Here is a 20,300-nt window from a genome sequence, read left to right as displayed (position 1 = left end):
TCTCTGAGTCGGCATCTGATGTGGTTGTTTATCCAGGTTGATTTGCATCTGGATGAATCGGGGGCGTGGGCGCTGCGGCTATGCGGAGGTGGTTTGATCTCGCATAGTCCTTCCATTCGGTAGGCAATCCGGGTTTGGTTGCCAGCAAAATCTCAAAGATCGCACGCTTGTCAGCATGAGAGATCTTTGCAAAGTCTGGACTTTGATCCTTCTCAGCCAGAATCTCGAATAAGCGGTGATAGATATAGCTCTTTGCGGGCTCGGGGATCTGATCGAAGGAGTCGGTATAAATCAGGTAACTGCATGGATACTTGAAAATTCTTGTGTGGAGGTCGAAATCACGGAGGGAGCGTCCCTCGGCGTCACGAATGCCACGAGCCGCGAAAGTTAGCGCAAATGTCGAAGAGCCCACAATAGGGGAACTAGTGGAACCAGGAAGTGGAGCTTCGTTGACAAATAGCAGATACCGCAGCAACTGCTCTGCTGGCCTCTCGAACTGCAAGCGCAAGTCATCTGGCAGCGACGTATCGGCTAGCTTCCCCGCATTCTTGTTCCGGATAGCCGCGGTGTAGAGCGCTATCCGCGTCTTGTAGTTGGTCAGTGTGATCAGATTATGCATCTGCGTCTGATGAGCAAGTACCAATTGCGCGACTACGTCGCTGCCTGGGATCAGATAGGTTGAGGGGTCGAATGGATGGTTCAGCGCGACGAGTTTCGTTGTAGCGACAGGAACGTACTGTGGGATGGCTGGAGAGGTTGGATCTGAAGAGTCCGGTACCGCGGCATTGGCCATACTTGTAAGGTTCCCAAGTTTGCCTGTTACGTACCAACCTCCCCAGCGCTCTTTGAATGGGCTCTCCTGATCGGTGATATAGGATGGGGTGCTGGTCGCTTGTGTGCCCGTCTCCGTTGGGTAGATAGACCGTAAGAGCACGCCTGGAACGCCACGTGTCCCTGCGGCTATATGGCACTGCGTGCAATCCAATTCAGCCCGCTGAAAGACCGGTTGGGCCACCTTGTGCTCATCCAGCAAATAAAAGACCGCGCCCTGTAGTGGATCGAAGGACACGATCTCGATTGCCTTGCCATCGTGCACTGAACCGACGTAAACATCATCGTTGAAATAGAGAGCACGTGGATGATCTGGGGATATCTTCTTGTATTGAAAGCTTGTCTTGGAAAAGACCAGCGTCTGTGAATCGATGGGGACCTTCAGCAGCTGCAACACGGAACGTAAATACCCGTGCTGAGGCTCATACTTCAGAGACGCTTTGCCACTATCGAGTTGCCGCTGAAGTAGGGCCACAGGGTCATGCAGCTCTGACGTACGGTAGTTGATCGGCGCGTCACTGAACGGCACATAACCCTGATTTTGTACAGCAATCTGGCCGTAGGCCAGCATGGTAGACGCGGCTCCCACAGCAAGGACCGATGGGACTGAAAGGATCGACAAGGCCTTCAACCGTGGGTTGCTGCCGTTGCGTCGAACGACTTCAATTGATTGTGAAAAGCCTTTATTGCTCATAGAGGTGTCCATAGGCAAATGAGAATAGGTATGGGTCACGACAAAGCACGGTAGACCACGTCAGCGAAGACTGCTGAGCGGTATACAGAAGGCGGTTTCGATTGAGGTGTGCCTTAAGTAAAAAACCCACTCCAGCATGACTGGCAAGTGGGTTTGTCGGTAACTATACGATCGTGAAGATCCTATAAGTTATAGGCCAACGCGCTTCCCCATCCGCCAGGATTTCTGCGTGGAGAACAACAATTCGCGTTAGGGAGGATGACCATTGAATTGAGGCTACCACAGTCTAAGTGTTTGTCAAGTGTCAGGCGTACTTGCATATAAATTGATCGTACTAAATCGTTAAGTAGCAGCGCCGAATATCACTGAAAATGCCTGTTCAAAATCATGGATCAAGTCCCATAGAGCTTCAAGACCTACAGATAGCCGTATCAGGTGATCGGATACTCCTAGCCATTCCCGTATCTCGACAGGGATATCGCAGTGTGGCGCTCTAGTTGGATTTGTAACCAGCGTCTCGACGCTTCCAAGGCTTTCAGCACGGGTAGCGCGCCAATGAACCACAGAGAATCAATTGTGCTCGCATTGAGTTCGAACGCAAGCATTCCACCCGAGTGCTTTGGTGCCTTTTAGTGAGTTCTGCTTGCGGCAACGACGCGACCCTCGGATAGTAGACCCGTTCCACCCTGGGGGTGATTCTCCAACCATTCCGCCAACCGCACAGTGCCACCGTAGATCACGTCAGAATATACGTTGACGTCAGGTGAATCGGGAATTCAATCGAATTCGCTGGATACTCGCATGCTCTGTTGGGATGAATCGCCAACGTCGACGGCTGAAAATCGAGTCTATCAGGCATTCCAACTCCTACAACTTTGAAAACTTGAAAGAATCAGAAAGTGGCGGCTACTTCGCTGCCGCGACCTCGAGCGGCACAGATATCTGAACCGTCCGCGGGGGAAGGCAAGTGCGGTCGCTGCAAGCTTGAAAGCGGATCGATACCGGCACACTCGCGTTACCAGCGGGAGCATCTCGCTTTACCTTCAGCGGAGCTGTCACAGTGAAGCCATGGCTATATGTCTGGGTCTCGAGATCAAAGCTGGGATCGTGCTGCTTCGAAGGGGTGCTTCCGGTGATCTTGCCGTCTAGCTCCACGGTAGGATTGTGGCCGATGCCGATGCGCAATGGCATCGGGCCGCCAGCGACCTGCGTCAGCGCGTAGACATGCCATCCATCTTGAATGACCGCCGTAATTTCGAGCGATGAGTGCTGTCCTGGATGCGCAGCAGAGTTGGTGCTCAACTGCCCTGACCATTGCACTACATTGGGAATCTGCGCACGAACGGGGCTGACACTAAACAAAAGCGTAACTACAGCTGCAGGTATAAGACGCAATGACATGGTATCGACTTACCTTTCAATCTCGTTTGGATCGACAGTGATCAGGGCTTCGCCACACTGTCTTTCGGCGTGGAAGCCTTCGGGACAAAAGTCGGTGGTTCTGGTTGGCCTTGATGGCAAGAGCCGCAGGTAAATGCCGGAGAATAACGGCGGTCTCCGAGCTGTGCAAGGTACTTGGTGTTGATGTCATCCGTCATTTTGATCATGAATCGCGCCGTTTCTTTCACGGGGTTATCGTCAGAGGCAAAGTCCAGCTTGCCCGTTTGCGGGTTTTCTGCATGACAGTATCCGCACGGCACGCCGACCTCACTGACGTATTGGCGCATCCGCGCATGCAGTTCTTCGCTTGAGATGTCTTTCGGAAGCACTTTCAGATTCGTTGGTGCATGATGTACCGCCGTCGTGCTCTTCGCGGGCGGCTCTTGCTGTGCAGTACTCGCAGCTGCAACAAGCACTAAGCCTGCGACGACAACTGCTCCCATATATCGAAAATTCATTTCAGTCCTTGTTTGGCTTGGGTTGGCCGAACGAGCATGTGGAAACGGACACAGCTTCCACATGCTCAGGAAAGTAGCGGCGATTGTGTAACTGGATATATGGCAGGAAAGCCTGCATCATTCAGTTTTGAGGATCTGCCCACGAATTTCACCGCTCGGATTCGCTGAAGTGTGCAGGTTGAAGTACCACTGGCCGCCTTCCAGATCCTTCGCTTGCTCCGGAGTGAGGGTTACCTTGCCTTCGATCGGGCTGACGATCGGCTTCACTTTGATAGCTACCTGGGGTTTGGCATTCGTTCCCGGCGCAGCGGGACCATGAAAATGGGCTGCCAGCACTGGACCAGTTAGATCACGGAACTCTATGTGATACGTAAGCTCGTTCGTATCCGTATCCAGCGATGCGGTGAGAGCGCCAGTACCCGTGCTGTTCTTCGCCGGAACCTCAGAAGATGCCTGTAGATCGGCTTTGAAGTGAATCGTCGCCGCGTGTGCGGCTACGCTGGCAAGAGCAAACATGGGTGTCATTACCGCAGTGCAGATGATTCTCGTTAGTTGTTTCATTGTTGCTCCTTGTAGTGTTGGACTTAAAGCGAATGACAGCGATCGGACCCAAAATGTGACGGATGAAGCCGACGTTGCGTCTGGATGGTTCGCCGGCCCATTGAACAAACTCCGTTCAGTTGTATGTGAAGCGGGATGTAAGGGGAATGTAGGGCTAGTTGTTAGCGGCCTTATGGCGTCTAACGAACGCGATACACGACTGTGGGTGCCAGCAGGACGCGGCAACAACAACACAGTCGTGGATTGGTCTGCATATGAAAGAGCTTAGAACGACAGGCGTCACTGGTCAAGAAGGAAACATCTCCAAACACCTGAACTGAGACTTCATCGACCATTGGCTGACGCAGGGTCAGAGTCGCAGTTACGGCGGATGCGTGGCCCGCAAGCCGCCGTAGCTTCGACACTTAGAAGCGTATCCTTCCTGAGAACTGAAAGTCTCTACTGCCAGAGTTGCTAGTCGCGCTACTGATCGTTCCGAAGCTGGCGCTGTTAACCACGGTATTGATACCGCTGAACGTAACCTTATTCGTTACATTTTGGCAGTCGACACCGAAGATAAAGTTGGACTCCCCGACAAGTTTGAAGCTGCGCCGTACACCCATGTTGAGGTTGTAGACACCCGGCCCTCTGAGGCCAAAAGGAGCAGTACGCGGGGCATCACCAATCATCAGGGCTCCAGAGTTGCAGAAAGGACCGCTGCTAGCCGTGCAAGCTGCGCTTCCGGCACCTTCCCCGGGAGTCGTCCCTGTGATAGCGCCCCGAATATAGGAATACTTTCCGAGATTGGCTGCGGTGGCTCCGCGCCCCCAGCTGCCGTTCTGTCGGGCGCTCCCTGTAAAGTTCGGATTGACGTCCGGCATGCACTGTCCTTGCCCCGGTTCTGTCGCCGCGGAACACGCAGTAGAGGTTAGCGCGAGCGGGGCTCCAGAAACGTACGTAAACACTCCTGAAAGATCCCAACCCCCGAGTAATATGCGCGAGAAAAGATGATCTCCCCCTATCTGGCCTTTTCCAAACGGGAGCCGGTAGACCCCGAAGATCGCAAGGTTCTGCGGTACGCTCGTAGCACTCAAGCCACGGTCAATCCTGTCCTGCTTCCACGCCTTGCCGTTTAGAGTAAGGCCCGCTGGAATCGCGTAGCCACTACGGATCGTACCCGTGTCGTCGAGCTGTTTGGAATATGTGTAGTTCAGATTGAACGTTAGGCCGTGTGACACCCGTTTGGAAAGCGAAACCTGTAACGAATGGTATGCGGCATTCGCCGTTTGGCTACCCCAGGTATCCGTGGTCCCGGAGTACTGCGGCATCCACGTCAGCATCTGCCCGATGGTGGCATAGCTGGCTCCCTTGGTGGTTCCAGCGGCAGTTACAAAACCAGAGTAAGGCGCAGCTATGCCCGGAATAATCGCATCTGCAGCAGCGATGTTGGCAGCGGTTGCGGGCTTTGAAAGGAGACCGGCGCCGTATATTCCAACGCCTAACGCAAAGTATTTAGGATTGAGCTCCCCCGATTGCAAACCACGAATGTTACTGGCTCCCGCTAGGAAGTGACTCTCGGAACCCGCGTAGTTCACCATGATCGTGAGATCACGAATGATCTCACGCTGAATGCCAAAGTTCCAGAAGTCAAACTCCGGCGCACGCCCTGAAACATAGGGGTCGAGATAGCTGATGGCGCCAGGCGTCACAAAAGCCCCAGCACTGTTCACATAGTTGCCCACATTCAAAATCTGGCTTGCGGGTCCGGGTGGTGTGATCGCCGGGAAGGTGTAGCCCGGGCCGCCAAAGGTGCTGTTCGCTATGCCTCCAGACTGGAAGCCCGAACTATTATTCAGATAGAACGCTGGGCCAGCGCCTGTCCCAGCTCCACCATCAGAGAAGACAGGAGAACTTGTGAGACCAAGCGAGCCCGTCCCCTGGTACGCGCCCCCCGCACCGCCAGTGCCTCCGCCATGGGAATACACAACGGCATAAGCGCCGCGCACAACAGTCTTGTCATTGACCGAATAAGCGAAGCCCAACCGTGGCCCCCAATTCTTCATGTAGTTGTGCGCAGGCGAATTGCATCCGCAGCTGACCCCTGGGCCACCATAGCTCCCTGCAAACTGCAAGGCACCGAGATTACCCGTAGCCGGATTCACTAAATTAGGATTGAGGAACGAAAACCGATCCAGTACCTCGTTGTAGGTCGGGAGATAATCCCAGCGCAGCCCCAGGTTCAACGTCAGCTTCGTGTTGACCTTGAAGTTGTCTTGGAAGTATGGCGCCACTGGATGAAAGCGGCCGCCCAATACCGAGAACGGCAGTTCAGTGACGCTGGCACTTCCGACCGCACCGAGAAGATAACTCGCGTAAGCATAGCCGGTACTTGTCGTATAGGCTGATCCAGTCTCCTGCGAGGTTTCATTGGTGCTCCAGTTCAATTGCAAACCAGAGGTCGGACCATCTTGGGCAGACTGGTTCAGCTCGAGACGTTGGATTTGAATCCCGAACGTCATGGCATGTCTTCCCTTCACCCATAGCAGGTTATCGACCGTAGTGTAGGATTCGTCGACCGTTGTTTTGCTCGTCCCCGGTACTCCCTCACCCCACTCCGTCTGCGCGTTACTCCCGGCAAACACCTGCGTCGGGAACTCGGTCACTGCCTGCGCATCCGCAGGTAGCCCATTGAAATTGATCCCCATGTTCTGCGCCTCATACTGCGAGACACCTTGGGTCAGGTTAGTGGAAGGCGGCCCACCGAAGTTGCTGAACCCGAACTTGAACTGGTTGACCAAATTCGGCGTAATCGTATACGTGTCCTGCATGTCTGCCCAATGACCACCGGTCTGCGTGTAGACGGAAGCAAGGTATGGCACGGGTAAAACGCCATTACCCGTGTAAGGAACGGGATGAGTGTTCCCCCCGGTCACAACAAAGGAGAGCCTGTTCTTAGGCGAGATGTCATAGTCAATTCGGCCAGAGTAGAGCCAGTTCTTGTTCCCCGTCGGATATCCCCCAAGATAGTTATTCTGAAGCCCCGATGTCGTCGGCGGAGGAAGGAACGACTGCATTGTTTGGGCAATCGGAGAGATCTTATTTGCCGGAATGATATTAGGTGTTGGTAGGCCATTTTTCATTCCTATAAACGGCTGGCGAGTGCAGACACTTCCCACGCATGACTGCGTCGTCGGATCATATAGCAAATAGCCTGGCCCGGACGTTCCTGCGGCACCGGTACCCGCGGATTGCGTGCTATTCAATAACTCCGTGAAGTCTCCCGTACGCATCAATGCAGTGGGTACGGTCGCCGTTGAATAACTCGGGGCCGTGTTGGCATGCGTCAAATCATAAGCGGCAAAGAAGAAGAGCTTATTCCTGCCACTAAACAGGTGCGGAATACTGATAGGGCCACTGACTGTGGCAGTAAATTCATTCTGATGGTCAGCGGGCTTGCCGGCTGGAACATTCTGAATGGCACCATTCACAAGCTTCCGTGTAGTAGCGGCAGGAGCTGTGAACCCCCACGTATCGAAGATGGTGTTTCGGATAAAGTCGGCAACCGTGCCGTGGTACTGATTCGCGCCCGAAGCCATGGTGTAGTTAACGGATCCAGCCCCCTGCGCATCAACGGACTGTCCACTGGTCGTCGCACCGATTTGATCGATCGCCTCCGAAGGAACGAGATTGAAGATCGGTCGGTTGTCGCCAATCTGGCTGATCTCTGAGATGGGGATGCCATCAAGGTAGACCTCTTCAACTCGGCTTGCGGTACCGGAGAAAAGCGAAGAGCGTGCGCCGGGCTGAGCACCAGGCAGGAGGTTGGAGAACTGTGTAATGTCTCGTTGCTGATTGCCCGCAACCAGCAACGGAAGATTCATATATTCCTTGCTGGTGATGGTGCCTCCGAGCACCGCGTTTGTTGTGTCCAACGCAGGGGGAGCGGTATTGACCGTCACCGTCTCACCTCTGTTGCCAGGTTGGAGTGTCACATTTAAGCCAAAAACCTGCGCAGCGTTCAGCACAACATTCTGCTGCGTAAAGCTCTTGAAGCCATCTGCAGCTACAGTAACGGTATAGGTCCCGACAATGAGTGGACTCAGCTGATACAACCCGCTAGCTGATGTAGGGCGCGCGGTTACAACCCCGGTATCTTTGTTTGTAGCTGTTACAGTAGCGTTCGGAATTAATGCTCCTGTTGAGTCTGCAACCGTACCCGTGATGGCGCCGTCTCCACCAGTCTGCGCCTTCGCCGAATACACAATGATCACTGATCCCAGCAACATTGCCACGCTGCAGATAATATAGCGCTGCAGCCTGCGCTGCAGTGTTGAGCATTTCATCTCTTTCTCCAATGCCTTTGTGTGTTAAACCGTTAGTGCGCTCACAGGAAAGCTATAGCTATCGAGCAGGCACTCAAATCGAACTCTAGGTCGCGTTAGTTCGACTTCTATATCCATTGACTAACTTGGATAACTGGGAACATACCTTTGCGTGGCTAGGATCCTCTGCGATATTGGTCATCTCCAGCGGATCTACCTGTTCATTGAAAAGCATGCGTCCATTCTTTCCATCGGCACCAAACTCGACATATCGCCAATGATCCTTCCGCACGGCAACGCCGTGAATGCTCTTCCCGTCTTCGCTCCAGATGCTGAAAGCTGGACTATCCCATGTTGCCTGCGGATGATGAAGCAGAGGCGTAAGACTCTTGCCCTGCAATCCTGACGATGGATGCGAAAGGCCGCAAAGCTCTACGAGGGTTGGATAGATATCCAGAGATTGCACGAGGCGCGTCGAAGTGTGGCCATTCCCTCCAGCTCTGGGATCGTGAATGATGAGCGGCACTCGAGTACCCATCTCGAAGAGCGATCCGGCCTTTGACCATTTACCTTTCTCCCCAAGCTGGTAACCGTGATCGGCAACGAAGACAACGATCGTGTTCTGTCGGAGCCCCAGAGCATCAAGTTCCGTAAGAACTCTGCCCAGGTTCCAGTCCACCCACGAGATGGAAGCCAGATAGGCACGAATCACCTCTTTCGCTTCAACAACACTCGCGCCGCGGCCGACAAACAAGTCTGCGTTGCGCGGGCGAATGGCCGCCTTCGGGAATCCCGGCGGTACCGTAGGCCATGCCGCGAAGTCGGGCGTCAATTCGAGTTTCGCGGGGTCATACAAGTCGAAGAACCGCTGCGGCGCAGTAGGCGGACTGTGTGGCTTGGAGAAACCACACCCAATGAAGAAGGGCCGGTTGCGATAGGTTCGCAAATAGCCGATGGCCCTCTCAGCAACAAGGTTCTCCGGATGATCGCCACCGTCTCCATCAAGAATCAATATCTCATCGGAGTGCGCGGATTTAGGATTCTGCGTTGAGGACGACGGTATGCCCGGAGGAGGAGGAGGCACCGGTTGCGGGGGAACGACCTCGCGATGAATATGGTAGTTGCCTTTTTCCGTCTCCGTTCCGTCCTCTGCAGCCGATTCAATGGCACCAATCGTGACGTCGCTATAGCCGACCGTCCACGCCTTTGGGTCATCGTAACCACCGTGGAAGATCTTGCCACTCCGTGCCGTAACATAACCATTTGCCTGAAAGAGCTGCGGAAGGCTCGTCAGATCAGGACGCGTATCGCGAAAATTCGTTCGATTGCCTAGCACCTTCGTATCCAGGGGCCCCTGTCCCGTAAGGAGGGAGGCTCGGGACGGATTGCAGAGTGGAAACTGGCAGTAGTTTCGATCGAAGCGAACACCCCGATGCGCCAATGCATCCAGATTCGGCGTCTGAGCGCGAAATCGGCTTCCATAGCACCCTAACTCCACGCGCATGTCATCTGACATGAAGAAGAGGACATTGGGCTTCTTCGCCTCTACAGCAGATGCTGTCCCAGTAACAGCGGCAGTGACCGCGGCGGTGACCGCGGCGGCCGCGGCTTGTGCTACAAACTCTCGGCGATTCCAACGTCGTTTCGATTCCGGTTCCATGGTTCTCCAGTCGTGGTTGGTGCAAGGAGCGGCAGACAGCCGTCACCCGTTGAATGCCTATATTGAAGATCGTTTCGGAACCCATGATGTTCACGAGGCAACTTCCGACTCGAAAACGATAAAGGCCTGCGACAGGGCGTCCGGGGAGCGAGTGACTGAATGAAAGGTGTTTAATGAGAAGTGGTCGCAGAGACAACAACGCCCACCAGGAGTGGGCGAGGTCTAGCGCTCAATTCAGATTTGACAGATCAATCTCTACCAAACCCCGCACATACCCTTGCTCCACACAGATGCTCCATGCAGCGACAACAGGGGCGGCGATCGATTTGGCGAAATCCAAGTGTCATACTGGGACTAATTTCTCATATGACATCGTCGTAGTCAAGCATTCGCAGATTATCTAGAAATGGTCTCGCAATATGCTTAAGACAACGAGTGATGAATCATGAACTTGACCGCATCTGTGGACAGGACTATTTTGACTTCATGAGTAAGTTCCATCAGATCGCTTGTTGCTGCCGCCCTCTTCCAGCGCGTGTCCTCGATCTGTTGTGCTTCGCTTAGTCCCTGGCAGACAGCCACACACCTCTACCATCTGCCGGCCTAGAACCTGTCTTGCTAATTGTCGGCACGCATAGCATTTGAACGAAAGCTCTTATGTTCCCCGTGCCCTCTCTTATCCCTGCCACGTCTTTGGCAAGCCGAGATATGCCGGTTTTTGGTGCCTCGTTACTACTTTTCTATTCCTCTCCTAACTGTTGAATGAGCTGTCCAATCGTCCACATATAATTCCCTTTGCCTTAGTTTCCTGAGGAAGAAGACAGGGCTTTGGCACAACGAAATCCGATGTTGGACGCTGAGCTGTCGGGAGTATTGGATGTCCGCGCGGCGACTCGATACCGGTTGCAATAGGAGGCATGGCAAAGAAAGGAGCCTCCCTTCATCGCTCTTGCTGCTCCGGTAGGGGGCCCTGCCGGATCGTGCAGCATCGGCGAAGTGCGAAACTCAGTATCGAACCAGTCGCTGCACCACTCCCAGACATTCCCTGTTGCCGAATAGATACCATAGCCGTTAGGTGGAAAGGCATCGACGGGACAGGTGCCAGCATAGCCATCTTCGGCGGTGTCTTCCAGCGGAAACTGTCCCTGCCATATATTGCACAGATGCTTTCCACCGGGAGTGAGCTCATCGCCCCACGAATAGAGCTTCTGATGCAGCCCACCGCGAGCAGCGTATTCCCATTGCGCTTCCGTGGGAAGCGATTTACCGGCCCACGCGGCATAAGAAGCAGCATCATTCCAGGAGACGTGGACCACGGGATGCTTCAGTCTACTTTCTACACTCGATCCTGGCCCTTCCGGCTGTTTCCAGGATGCGCCGGGAACTTTGCACCACCAAGGCGTCTGCGCGGCAGTATTTTCGACAAGCTCTTCAAAGCGCTCCGGCGGGATGTGTGACCAGAAGACAAACGACCAACCGAATGCCTCGGCTTCCGTGCGATAGCCAGTTGTATCCACAAAACGGACAAAATCCTCGTTCGTGACCGGATAGATATCGATTTCGAAGGGCGAAAGCGATACTTGTCTTATCGGGCCTTCCCCATCTTTCAGAAAGCCATGCGGATAATCGGTCCCCATGAGAAATGTGTCGCCGGGCAGCGAGACCATCTTGCGATTGGACAGAGCGGATGGCTTTGGCGTGTGCCTCGTAATTGCGGCTACAGGACACGCGGGTGTAATGGTCGGCAGATGAGAAGAACGCGGCGCGCAGCAGGATGCAGGTTTCCCCACATCCTTGCATTGCTCGCTATTGCCCGTATGGGACAGATTGGATGGATTCTCGTTGTTCATCACGGATAGAGTCTCGCAGGCACGATCTCCGGCTCCGGCTCTCCGGCAGCGGTCAGCAGTTTCTTCAACTGCTCGCGCAACTCGTCGGCCTTTGCCCGATACTCCTTTCTGCCTGCGAGATTGACCAGTTCATGCGGGTCGGCGCGCTGATCATAGAACTGGTATTCATGATACGAGGCAGCGGCCGGCTCTTTGGTATTGCCGGTCAGATCCGCCACGCAATAGGTCCAATCCTTGGTGCGAAGAGCGCGGCCTGTCATAGACTCGCTGATCTGGATCAGTTGCTGATTCGGCCAGTTCTGCCGCGCTTCAGGATCGTTGACCAGAGACAGCAGACTGCGGCCTTTCCATGAGTCCGGTACCGGAACGCCGGCGGCCTCCAATAACGTGGGAGCTATATCAATGATGCCGACGAGCTCGGGAATTTGCTGCGAGCCGCGGAAGCCCGGGCCATCGATGATGAGCGGAACACGAATGGAGCTATTGTGTGTGCTGCGCTTGTACTCCTGGTTGCGCGTCATAAAGTGGCAACCGTGATCGCTCATGAAGACAAAGATAGTGTTGTCCGCAAGGTGCTCTTCCTCCAGGATGCGCCGGACGCGCCCGACCGATGCATCAATGGCCTCGATGCAGCCGTAGTAGTCAGGCAATTGGTCCTGCCATGTTCCGGGCAAGGCGCGCAGATCTTCGGGAACTGTCGAGTTGACATAACGTTTCGCCACGCCATTCGGAGCTACCGGCCGATGCGCATCGTTCTGCTGGTGTGGTTCCAGTTGCGAAATGACCAGTAAAAAAGGCTTTTCCTGCTTCTGGCGAAGAAATCGCTCAGCTCGGTCCGTCAGAAAGTCGACACGATATTCGTCTTTGAACGCAATGGGCTGATTGTCGCGGTCCCATATTGTGCCTTCGTAAGGATGCGAGGTATTTTCGATTGCGTTCGCTACTTCCCACAAATCGACAAATCCGCCGCGGTCTTCGAGCTTCACTGGTCCGGGACTGCCCCCGATTTTTGGATTCTCCAGCGCAAGATGCCATTTGCCAATGTAGTTTGCGCTGTAACCCGCTTTGTGCAGCTCCGTGGCAAGTGTCGGCAGTGATTTATCCAGCGCGAGGCCGTTATGCCACACTCCTGTTTCCGTGGCATAACGGCTGGTGAAAAGCACCGAACGCGATGGGGCACAGACGGGTTGATTCGTGACGGTGTGACTGAAATTCTTGCCCCGCGCCGCAAGCGCGTCGATGTTCGGCGTATTCGTCGAGCCGTTGCGCCCGTTGGCGCCAACAAAGTCCCAACGAAACTGATCCGAATGGTAAATGATGATATTCGGCCGTGTTGCCGGTCCGGGCGAACCGGCGTGAGTCTTCTCTGCACTAGAGATCGCCGGCGCGACTGCGGCTGCCGCCGCTGCGATTGAGCCTTTAAGAAACGATCTGCGCCCTTCAATTCTTTGTGACATTTAGATCTCCTACCAGAAGAGTTTCTCCGCAAATTGCAATTGCCGTGAGCTGTCGCGCGTGCTGGTGATGGAGGCGAAGCCGGACGGCGAGGTAAATGTTAAGCTACCCGGCGCTGAGAAATTCGGGGTATTGGTGATACTGAAGGCCTCCATTGAAGCTGCAGCCGTAGCTGCTCCTTCAAAGGAAGTTCACGAAAGAGCGAGAGGTCCGCTCTGCGATAGGCGGGTCCCGTCACCTGCACAGTCTGGGACACCGTGCCCACACCGATGGCAAGAGGGGAAAGAATGAAGATCATCACAATAGCCGCTTTGAACCAGCGCACAGCGCCACCTAAATAGATCGAAAAGGAAGGATAGGTCTGTCGCGAATCAGGAAGACACGCAGGCGCAGCCTATCGTTCAAATGGATTTACAAGAATTGAAAATGGAGGGAGCTTAGTGGCAACAAGAACAACACTCCGTGAGGGGAACGCCGGACATAAAGCTCGGGCGGGCTATCTCGAGTTGTTGACCATGGCTGATAATCATGTGCCTGCTGTCCAGCAGAATACAGTGCGCAGCAATCGAAGTCAATTTCGACCAACATCCACGTACATGCAGTAGACAGCGCACGGAAAAGCCTCTTGAGCCTGAAACGTCAGCTGTTGCCAACAGGGCAAATCGCCCATTGAGACATCGATAGCGGTTCCTGAATACTTCCAGGACTCATCGGATTCAATTTGGCTTTCTTAGCATTTCGATTGAGAGCGTGCAGTATGTGTTTGTCGCGCGTGCGGTTAGCTGTGCTGAAGACCAGAGGCTGAGCTGATGATCGCACTGCGGGTAAGGACCTGCGATGGGCTTCCAGCATCTTCAGTAACTCGTCTGGCACAGGAACTTCCCGTTCTTTATAGGCCTTCGGTGTCCAGTTGAACTGGGGCTTCCAGCGCATCTCGATGATGTTGGCGTTGAAGCGGACATTGTTCCAGGTGACGTGCATGGCTTCCTGCTCACGAAAGCCGCTCATCAGAAAGAAGTCGTAGAGCGTGCTGTGATATGGCGAGCAGACGGCATGGAGCTTCGACAGTTCCTCTTCTTCGTAAATCGAAACTTCCTGCTTGGCAAGGAAAAGGTTTGATGGTAGAGGCGGAGAGATTCGCCTCCCCGACCCTCTGCTCCCAAAGCAGACGGCCTGAAATTTCAATGATTTAGCCAGCTTTACCCGGGAGATCCCTCGGTTGGTCAAGCACCAGTAAGGACGGGGGTTTCAGGCATTATGCACTTACCCTTGGCTGGTCAGGTCTTCCGTGACTTTACCTCTGAAGGGACACGCGGGTCCCCACAAATCCCCCCACAATCCTAAGATCATCGGATTTCGTTCCCCGATTCCCGTGAAGGCCGCACCCGAGCGATACTCTCAGTTTGGTACGTTCAGAGGCTACCGTATTCTGCAAGGCGCTGCCTTCCGCGCCGGCTCATCCGAAGGGTGCAGCCCGATTGGAGGACGACGGACCCCTCCGATTGTCCTTCTCGAAAGATCTCTTTGATCTGATCGATTCGCACAATCGTTGAGCGGTGAATTCGGAGAAACTTATGACGGTCCAGTCGCTGCTCGAGATCAGAAATGGTTTCACGAAGCATGTAGGAGCGGCTTCCCACATGAAGACAGCAGTAATATTCAGCTGCCTCGATCCAGTCGATGTGCTCTACGGGCAACAGGATCTCCCGCTCTCCGTCCCTGACGAGCAAACGATCAGGAGAGGTGTTCAGAGGGGCTTTCGCCTCTTGCAGATGTTCGAGCAGTCCCGCCAACTGTTCAGGTGAGAGCAGTGCGTCCTTCGCTGCAATCTTTTCTCGAACACGCGTCAGCGCCAGTTGGAAGCGGGTTTCATCAATAGGTTTGGTCAGATAGTCGACCGCTTGTATTTCAAAGGCACGGACGGCGTATTCATGAAATGCCGTAGTGAAAACGATTGGCGGGAGATGGATCAGTCCAACCTGACGAACAACGTCAAAGCCATCCATCTTTGGCATCTCTACATCCAGAAATAGCAGGTCGACAGGACGTGATCGCAGATAGTCGATAGCCTCTGCTCCGTTGCGACACTCGGCCACGATTTCGATGTCGTGATGGCTGGCAAGCAGGGTCCGAAGCAGATCTCGTGCGAGGACTTCGTCGTCAACAATCACGGTCCGAAGAGTCATGCCGACACAGCCTGTTCGTAGGGGATTTGTATGGTTACCTCGTAACCGCCGGAAGGAAGCGGGCCCGCCGTGAGAGTGTGCGCGCCCGGATAGAAGTGGGAGAGGCGTTCTCTCGTATTCTGGATACCGATGCCGTGGCCACCGCTGGATGGTGCATGTATCCCCAACCCATTGTCGCGGACTCGGAGCCATAGATCATTGCCTATGCGCTCTGCAGAGGTTTCGATGATGCCGCCAGCCTCAGAAGGAGCAATCCCGTGCTGAACTGCGTTCTCAACCAGGGGCTGCAGGATGAAAGAAGGAACGATACATCGCCTGGCGTCGTCGGTGGCCTCAATGCGAACGGTCAGCCTGTCAGCAAAGCGAACCTGCTGAATCGCAAGGTAGCTTTCGACAATGTACAACTCTTCGGTAAACGGAACTTTCTCGGGGGCCCGGCGCTGCAGGGTCATACGGAGGATTGCGTCCAGATGCGTGAGCGTGCGATTCGCTTCCTGATTTCTACCCTGGATGACCAGGCTCTTGATGGCGTTCAGCGTGTTGAACAGAAAGTGAGGCTCCATCTGCATCTGCAGGGCTTTGAGTTGGGCCTGGGATAGCTGGCGCTCCAGTTCGAGCCGCTGTATCGCGTCAAGCTGACGCTGCGATTGCAGGTGAAGTGTGGCGGAGATAGCAAAGACGAAGAAATAGGTCAGCAGGTCCATCCCGAAGCGCGCGAGGGTAATGTAATTGAGCCCCGCATAGGCTTCCTGCCATCCTGGCCACGCATAGCCGACATGGAGGCTGAGTTGAATTGCGTGCAGATGTATGAAGCTGACGACGCTGCCAACGCATAGCTGCAGGATGATTGTCTGGGCGGAAAACCTAAGGCTATTCGGATGACGACGCGCGTTGAGCCAAAACAACCATGCAAGCACTCCCCACCAAAGCCACATCACAAGCCCAAAGACGATAGACGGGATAACGGAGACCTGGATGTTATGCGTCGAAAAATATGCATGGCAACCGCTTGCGGTGATTCCGGCAAGAATTACGGCCGCTGCCGTGACGGCGAGGACGCCACGGCCATGAAGGGTAGAGCTTCCAATGCCCGGACTATCAAGTTTCGCCAAAGTGCTCCCCTCTCGTCCCTAACATAGCGTACGCCTGGCCTTGTAACTCAAAAAGAGAACCTGGCGCCAAGTTCGACGCGACGCGCTTCTTCCGCCGTAAGTGCCTGACCATGGGTCGGCGAGGACACGACCGTGCCTACCGCCGTGACGCGGGTCTGATTCAACACGTTGGCTGCACGGACATTGAAGGTAAGGAGACGCGGGCTATCTTTGTTCGCACGGTTGAGCTGGAAGGCCTTGCTGAGATTCGCCGAGAACTGGATTATTTGAGGCAGACGTCCCAGATTGTAGGGGACGTCCCCGTTGACAGTATTCGTCGTGAGCAGACCGTAGCGCGTGCTGTATACGCCGGCACCTGGTACCGTGGCGAACGAGGGACGATCATTGAACGTGCCATCGCCGTTCGCGTCCGTGCCGGTGGTGATGTTGTAAGGGGTCCCGGGCTGCCAGTTGAAGTAGCTGGAAAACTCAATCCTGCGGGGCAGTGTAATGACTTCGTTGACGGAGAGACCGTCACGCCGCATCCAGTCAGGCCGTGCTGACTCGCCTTGGGAGCTGTATGTCGATTGTGGGGTCATGGAGTTCGCTCTGAAGTCGACGTACCAATATACGATCTGGGAGTTCAGCCACTTCGAACTGTGTTGAGTGAGCGTGGATGCGATCCACCAGCCGCGTGCATGTCCGTAGTCCTGGTACTGGTAGATGTTCACATTGGGCGGTCCTGGCCGCGGTGCGGACAAGGCTGTCATTGGGTCTGGAGCCACACCCGTGCTACTGGCGACTTCAGGCGCGTTGATGTTGATCTCCCGGATATTGTTCCACTCTCCGCCCAGGTTGTAGTCGGCTTCGAGGTGCCAGTGGCAGGGAAGATCATGCTCAACCACGGCGCTACCTTGATACGCCGGGTCCTGACGAAAGTGCGGAAAGAGGTTGTAAATTGTGTTGATTTGAGTCGACCCCGCGACAGGTGTGAGCGGAGCCGTGTAACGAGGAGAGTAGATAAGCATCTCCTGTTGACGGCCACTCCCCAAACGCGCAACATCCGTCATGATGCTCAAGCTGGTGGGTCCACTGAATAGGCCGCCGCGTAGATGAAATACCCAACGCTGCTTCTTGTCCGGAGACCAGGAGAGGCCTAAACGTGCTAGAAAGTCGGCGAAACTGGCTGGAGTGGTCTGGAGTTGATATCGCAGACCGGCATCGAGCGTTAGGTTTGGTTCGACTTTGATCGTGTCCTGCGCAAAGAGCCCGAGATGCCATTGCGTGAATGAGACTAGAGGGTTGCCCGTTGTAATCTGATACGTTGTCGGGGTGCCTCCGGGAAGCGACAGTTGCGCACGCCGATACTGTTCCGCTGCGGTAATGGTGGTTGTTTGCCCCGTGGGATTGTTGCTGGCATCCAATACGGGCGCGCTTCCACCGCCGAAGACAAACGTTCCGTTGAAGTTGCTGGGATAGTAGTTATGCTCGAAGATGCCGAGCGACTGGGCGCCGACCTTGAGAGTGTGTTTGCCGCGGGTCAACATCAGGCTGTCATCAATCTCAAGGTCTCGCTCGCGAGTATTGAGATCCTGCCCCATGGAACCTCCGTCAGTAAAGTAGCCCGCGACCTGGACGGATGGTTCCGTGGAGTTCGGCGTCTCCTCGTTGCGTTTCCAACTGTAGCCAACGCGCGTTTCATGGAGTAGGTTCGCGGAGAGCGTTTGCGTGTTGTTAAACCGTAGATCGTATTCGCTTATCAGGTTGGAGTAGCCGGCTGTCGAAAGAGTGAGGCCGCCGATACCTTGATTGCCGAGGCTATTTACATTCGAGGAAAAGGCGAGCGTTGCGGTGTCTTTTGGGGTCATCTGCCAATTAGCGCTCAGAGAACCGATCCATAGATGTTGGAGGGCCTCGACTGCGTCATGCAGAGGCACCTGGTTGAAGTTGCTGTCGAGTGTGATAGCGTTCACGACGTTGAACTCGTCTATATCACGCTTCTCCAGGGCCATCGCGAAGTCGGCCCTGTTGTGACGTATTGGCCCTGTCAACTCAACTCCGTAGCGATGCTTTCCCGCGGGAGTCGATGTTAGAGAGAACGGGTCTCGAGCGTTAAAGGCTGGGTTGCTGTCGGTAAAGAACAACGCGCCATGAAAGATATCCGCACCCGGTTTCGTGGTGATCTCAATGCGGCCGCCGTGCCATTGAGGCGCCTGGTACTCCGACGAAAAGATGTCAGGATTGATCCGGATGGATGCTATCGAAGCTTTAGGTGGCATGGCGCTCGCGTTTTGGAACCCGTTGACGGTGATGACTACCGTTGAGGGGTCCCCTCCCGAACTTGCGGCCATCATCTGTAGCTCGGCCAGCAGATCGTCGGGATCGTCGGGGAGTTGTTCAATCTCTTTCGTGTTCAATGAGATTGTGCCCGCGCCGTTTGTATCGTCGAGTGCAGCAGTATCGGCGTCGACTTGAATGACGCTATCGATGTTCGCGAGCGACAACGTTACTGTGACATGCACGACCTCTCCAACCGCGCCTGTTGCCGTCGCCGACGCGGTATTGAAGCCTGTTGCGCTTACCTCGATTGCACTGCCTGCCGGAATACACTGCAGGACAAACCTTCCCATCTGGTCAGAGACGCTGGAGACCCTATTCGCTGCTTTGATCCTGGCTGCCGGGACCATGGCTCCGGAAGGGTCTAAGACATCGCCTTCGACACGAACTCCGGTCGGGCAAGGCTGTTGAGCCGTCAGGATTGCCGGTAAGAACAAGCAGACAGAGATCCAGGATCGATACATGATTTGCGCTCCGGGATGAGAATCCCAGATGCAAACTCATTTTTCGCCAGATTTGCAATCAGCGATTGGATATGGCGGTGAACGAACAGCATGCTCGGTCGAATACAGGATCTCGAAGAGGTAGATTACTGACGATAGGTCGACTTTCGCGTACCGATCATGTATCTATAAGTGACTCGGCGATTATGCGGTTATTGAGTCTGCGTAGGATATCCAACAAGCAAAGCCCCCTCACACCGCCTCTTGAAATCGTGGTATTTGCACTCAATTAAAGTGGGTCGCGCCGAAGGCGTCATTTGCTGAAGCGACTTTCTGAGAGTCACGGCGTGAGATCGAGGCGAATTGCCAAAACGTACTCTTTATGGAACTCATAGGCTAATCAAGTAGAGAGGCAAGTAGAGAAACGGCCTTTTACCCCGATCCAAGGCATCTACATGATAATAAGTGGCTTGCGAGCAGGGATGCATTGAGCCACAAGCTGTCAATACCCCTTCCAGACTGCTACTTCCGACTTTAGCGCACTGATCTCCCTATTTTTTGCCTGTTTTCGCAGCTACGTTCTGCCGCCTCGAGCGAGCGGTTCGGCAGCCTCTTCCACCTCAGTTCGTCGAGGTATCATTCGTGCATGTACCGCAGAGTCGTCGCAGACCGAGGTTCTGTTCTGTGTATGTTTTGGTTTGATTGTTGATAGAGCTCACTGCAGCCCGCATGCTTTGTCAGCTGTTATTCGGAGCTACTCCGTCGTTGATTGCATGTCCTGTTGGATTCCATGCCTGTGATTGTGGCTCTTCGTACCTTTAGATGTAAACACATCGCCCTCACGATATGCGGCCATCAAGGCGCGGCTCGTCATCACGAGCAAGCGTCCAATCGATATGGGTTTGCGTCTGAAGCTGAATATCGCGCGTTTGTGCGGGGTTGCATTGACATGCGCAACATCGTCCACAACTTTGGCACGGCGAGAGAATTGCA

The 20,300-nt window shown here is 54.5% G+C and carries 13 protein-coding genes; all 13 read right to left on the bottom strand.

Translation table 11 applies throughout. The features are described 5' to 3' along the window. Nucleotides 1-28: 28 nt before the first annotated feature. Nucleotides 29-1,525 (bottom strand): hypothetical protein, encoded by a 1,497-nt coding sequence (locus GOB94_RS14435; RefSeq protein ID WP_182276574.1) that lies wholly within the window; start codon nucleotides 1,523-1,525, stop codon nucleotides 29-31. A gap of 342 nt (nucleotides 1,526-1,867) precedes the next feature. Beyond that, nucleotides 1,868-2,089: a PLP-dependent transferase gene (locus GOB94_RS14430; protein WP_182276573.1), complete on the bottom strand. Its 222-nt coding sequence runs from the start codon at nucleotides 2,087-2,089 to the stop codon at nucleotides 1,868-1,870. 342 nt (nucleotides 2,090-2,431) lie between these two features. Next, nucleotides 2,432-2,827, bottom strand: a complete 396-nt coding sequence (locus GOB94_RS14425) for a protein-disulfide reductase DsbD domain-containing protein (RefSeq protein ID WP_182276572.1) — start codon at nucleotides 2,825-2,827, stop codon at nucleotides 2,432-2,434. A 140-nt stretch (nucleotides 2,828-2,967) separates the two neighbouring features. Then, the gene (locus tag GOB94_RS14420) at nucleotides 2,968-3,423 is read right to left on the bottom strand and encodes a c-type cytochrome (protein ID WP_220464939.1); all 456 of its coding nucleotides are present in this window, start codon (nucleotides 3,421-3,423) and stop codon (nucleotides 2,968-2,970) included. 117 nt (nucleotides 3,424-3,540) lie between these two features. Beyond that, on the bottom strand, nucleotides 3,541-3,984 hold the full coding sequence (locus GOB94_RS14415; RefSeq protein WP_182276570.1) for a CHRD domain-containing protein: 444 nt from the start codon (nucleotides 3,982-3,984) through the stop codon (nucleotides 3,541-3,543). 404 nt (nucleotides 3,985-4,388) lie between these two features. After that, nucleotides 4,389-8,306: a carboxypeptidase-like regulatory domain-containing protein gene (locus GOB94_RS14410; RefSeq protein ID WP_182276569.1), complete on the bottom strand. Its 3,918-nt coding sequence runs from the start codon at nucleotides 8,304-8,306 to the stop codon at nucleotides 4,389-4,391. A gap of 85 nt (nucleotides 8,307-8,391) precedes the next feature. After that, a complete protein-coding gene (locus GOB94_RS14405) occupies nucleotides 8,392-9,945 on the bottom strand; it encodes a sulfatase (RefSeq protein ID WP_182276568.1) in 1,554 nt (517 codons plus the stop codon). 800 nt (nucleotides 9,946-10,745) lie between these two features. Further along, nucleotides 10,746-11,795, bottom strand: coding sequence for a formylglycine-generating enzyme family protein (locus GOB94_RS14400; protein ID WP_182276567.1), 1,050 nt, complete (start codon nucleotides 11,793-11,795; stop codon nucleotides 10,746-10,748). After that, nucleotides 11,795-13,252, bottom strand: a complete 1,458-nt coding sequence (locus GOB94_RS14395; protein WP_182276566.1) for a sulfatase-like hydrolase/transferase — start codon at nucleotides 13,250-13,252, stop codon at nucleotides 11,795-11,797. The genes GOB94_RS14400 and GOB94_RS14395 overlap by 1 nt, the downstream gene beginning before the upstream one ends. A 637-nt stretch (nucleotides 13,253-13,889) precedes the next feature. Beyond that, a complete protein-coding gene (locus GOB94_RS14390; protein WP_182276565.1) occupies nucleotides 13,890-14,435 on the bottom strand; it encodes a site-specific integrase in 546 nt (181 codons plus the stop codon). Nucleotides 14,436-14,662: 227 nt separating this feature from the next. Further along, nucleotides 14,663-15,421, bottom strand: a complete 759-nt coding sequence (locus tag GOB94_RS14385) for a LytTR family DNA-binding domain-containing protein (RefSeq protein WP_255483993.1) — start codon at nucleotides 15,419-15,421, stop codon at nucleotides 14,663-14,665. Nucleotides 15,422-15,432: 11 nt separating this feature from the next. Then, on the bottom strand, nucleotides 15,433-16,548 hold the full coding sequence (locus GOB94_RS14380) for a histidine kinase (RefSeq protein ID WP_182276563.1): 1,116 nt from the start codon (nucleotides 16,546-16,548) through the stop codon (nucleotides 15,433-15,435). 47 nt (nucleotides 16,549-16,595) lie between these two features. Then, nucleotides 16,596-19,328, bottom strand: coding sequence for a TonB-dependent receptor (locus GOB94_RS14375; protein WP_182276562.1), 2,733 nt, complete (start codon nucleotides 19,326-19,328; stop codon nucleotides 16,596-16,598). Nucleotides 19,329-20,300: the final 972 nt, after the last annotated feature.

The organism is Granulicella sp. 5B5 (assembly GCF_014083945.1).
Taxonomy (GTDB): Bacteria; Acidobacteriota; Terriglobia; order Terriglobales; family Acidobacteriaceae; genus Granulicella.
This window is presented reverse-complemented; position numbering and strand designations above follow the sequence as displayed.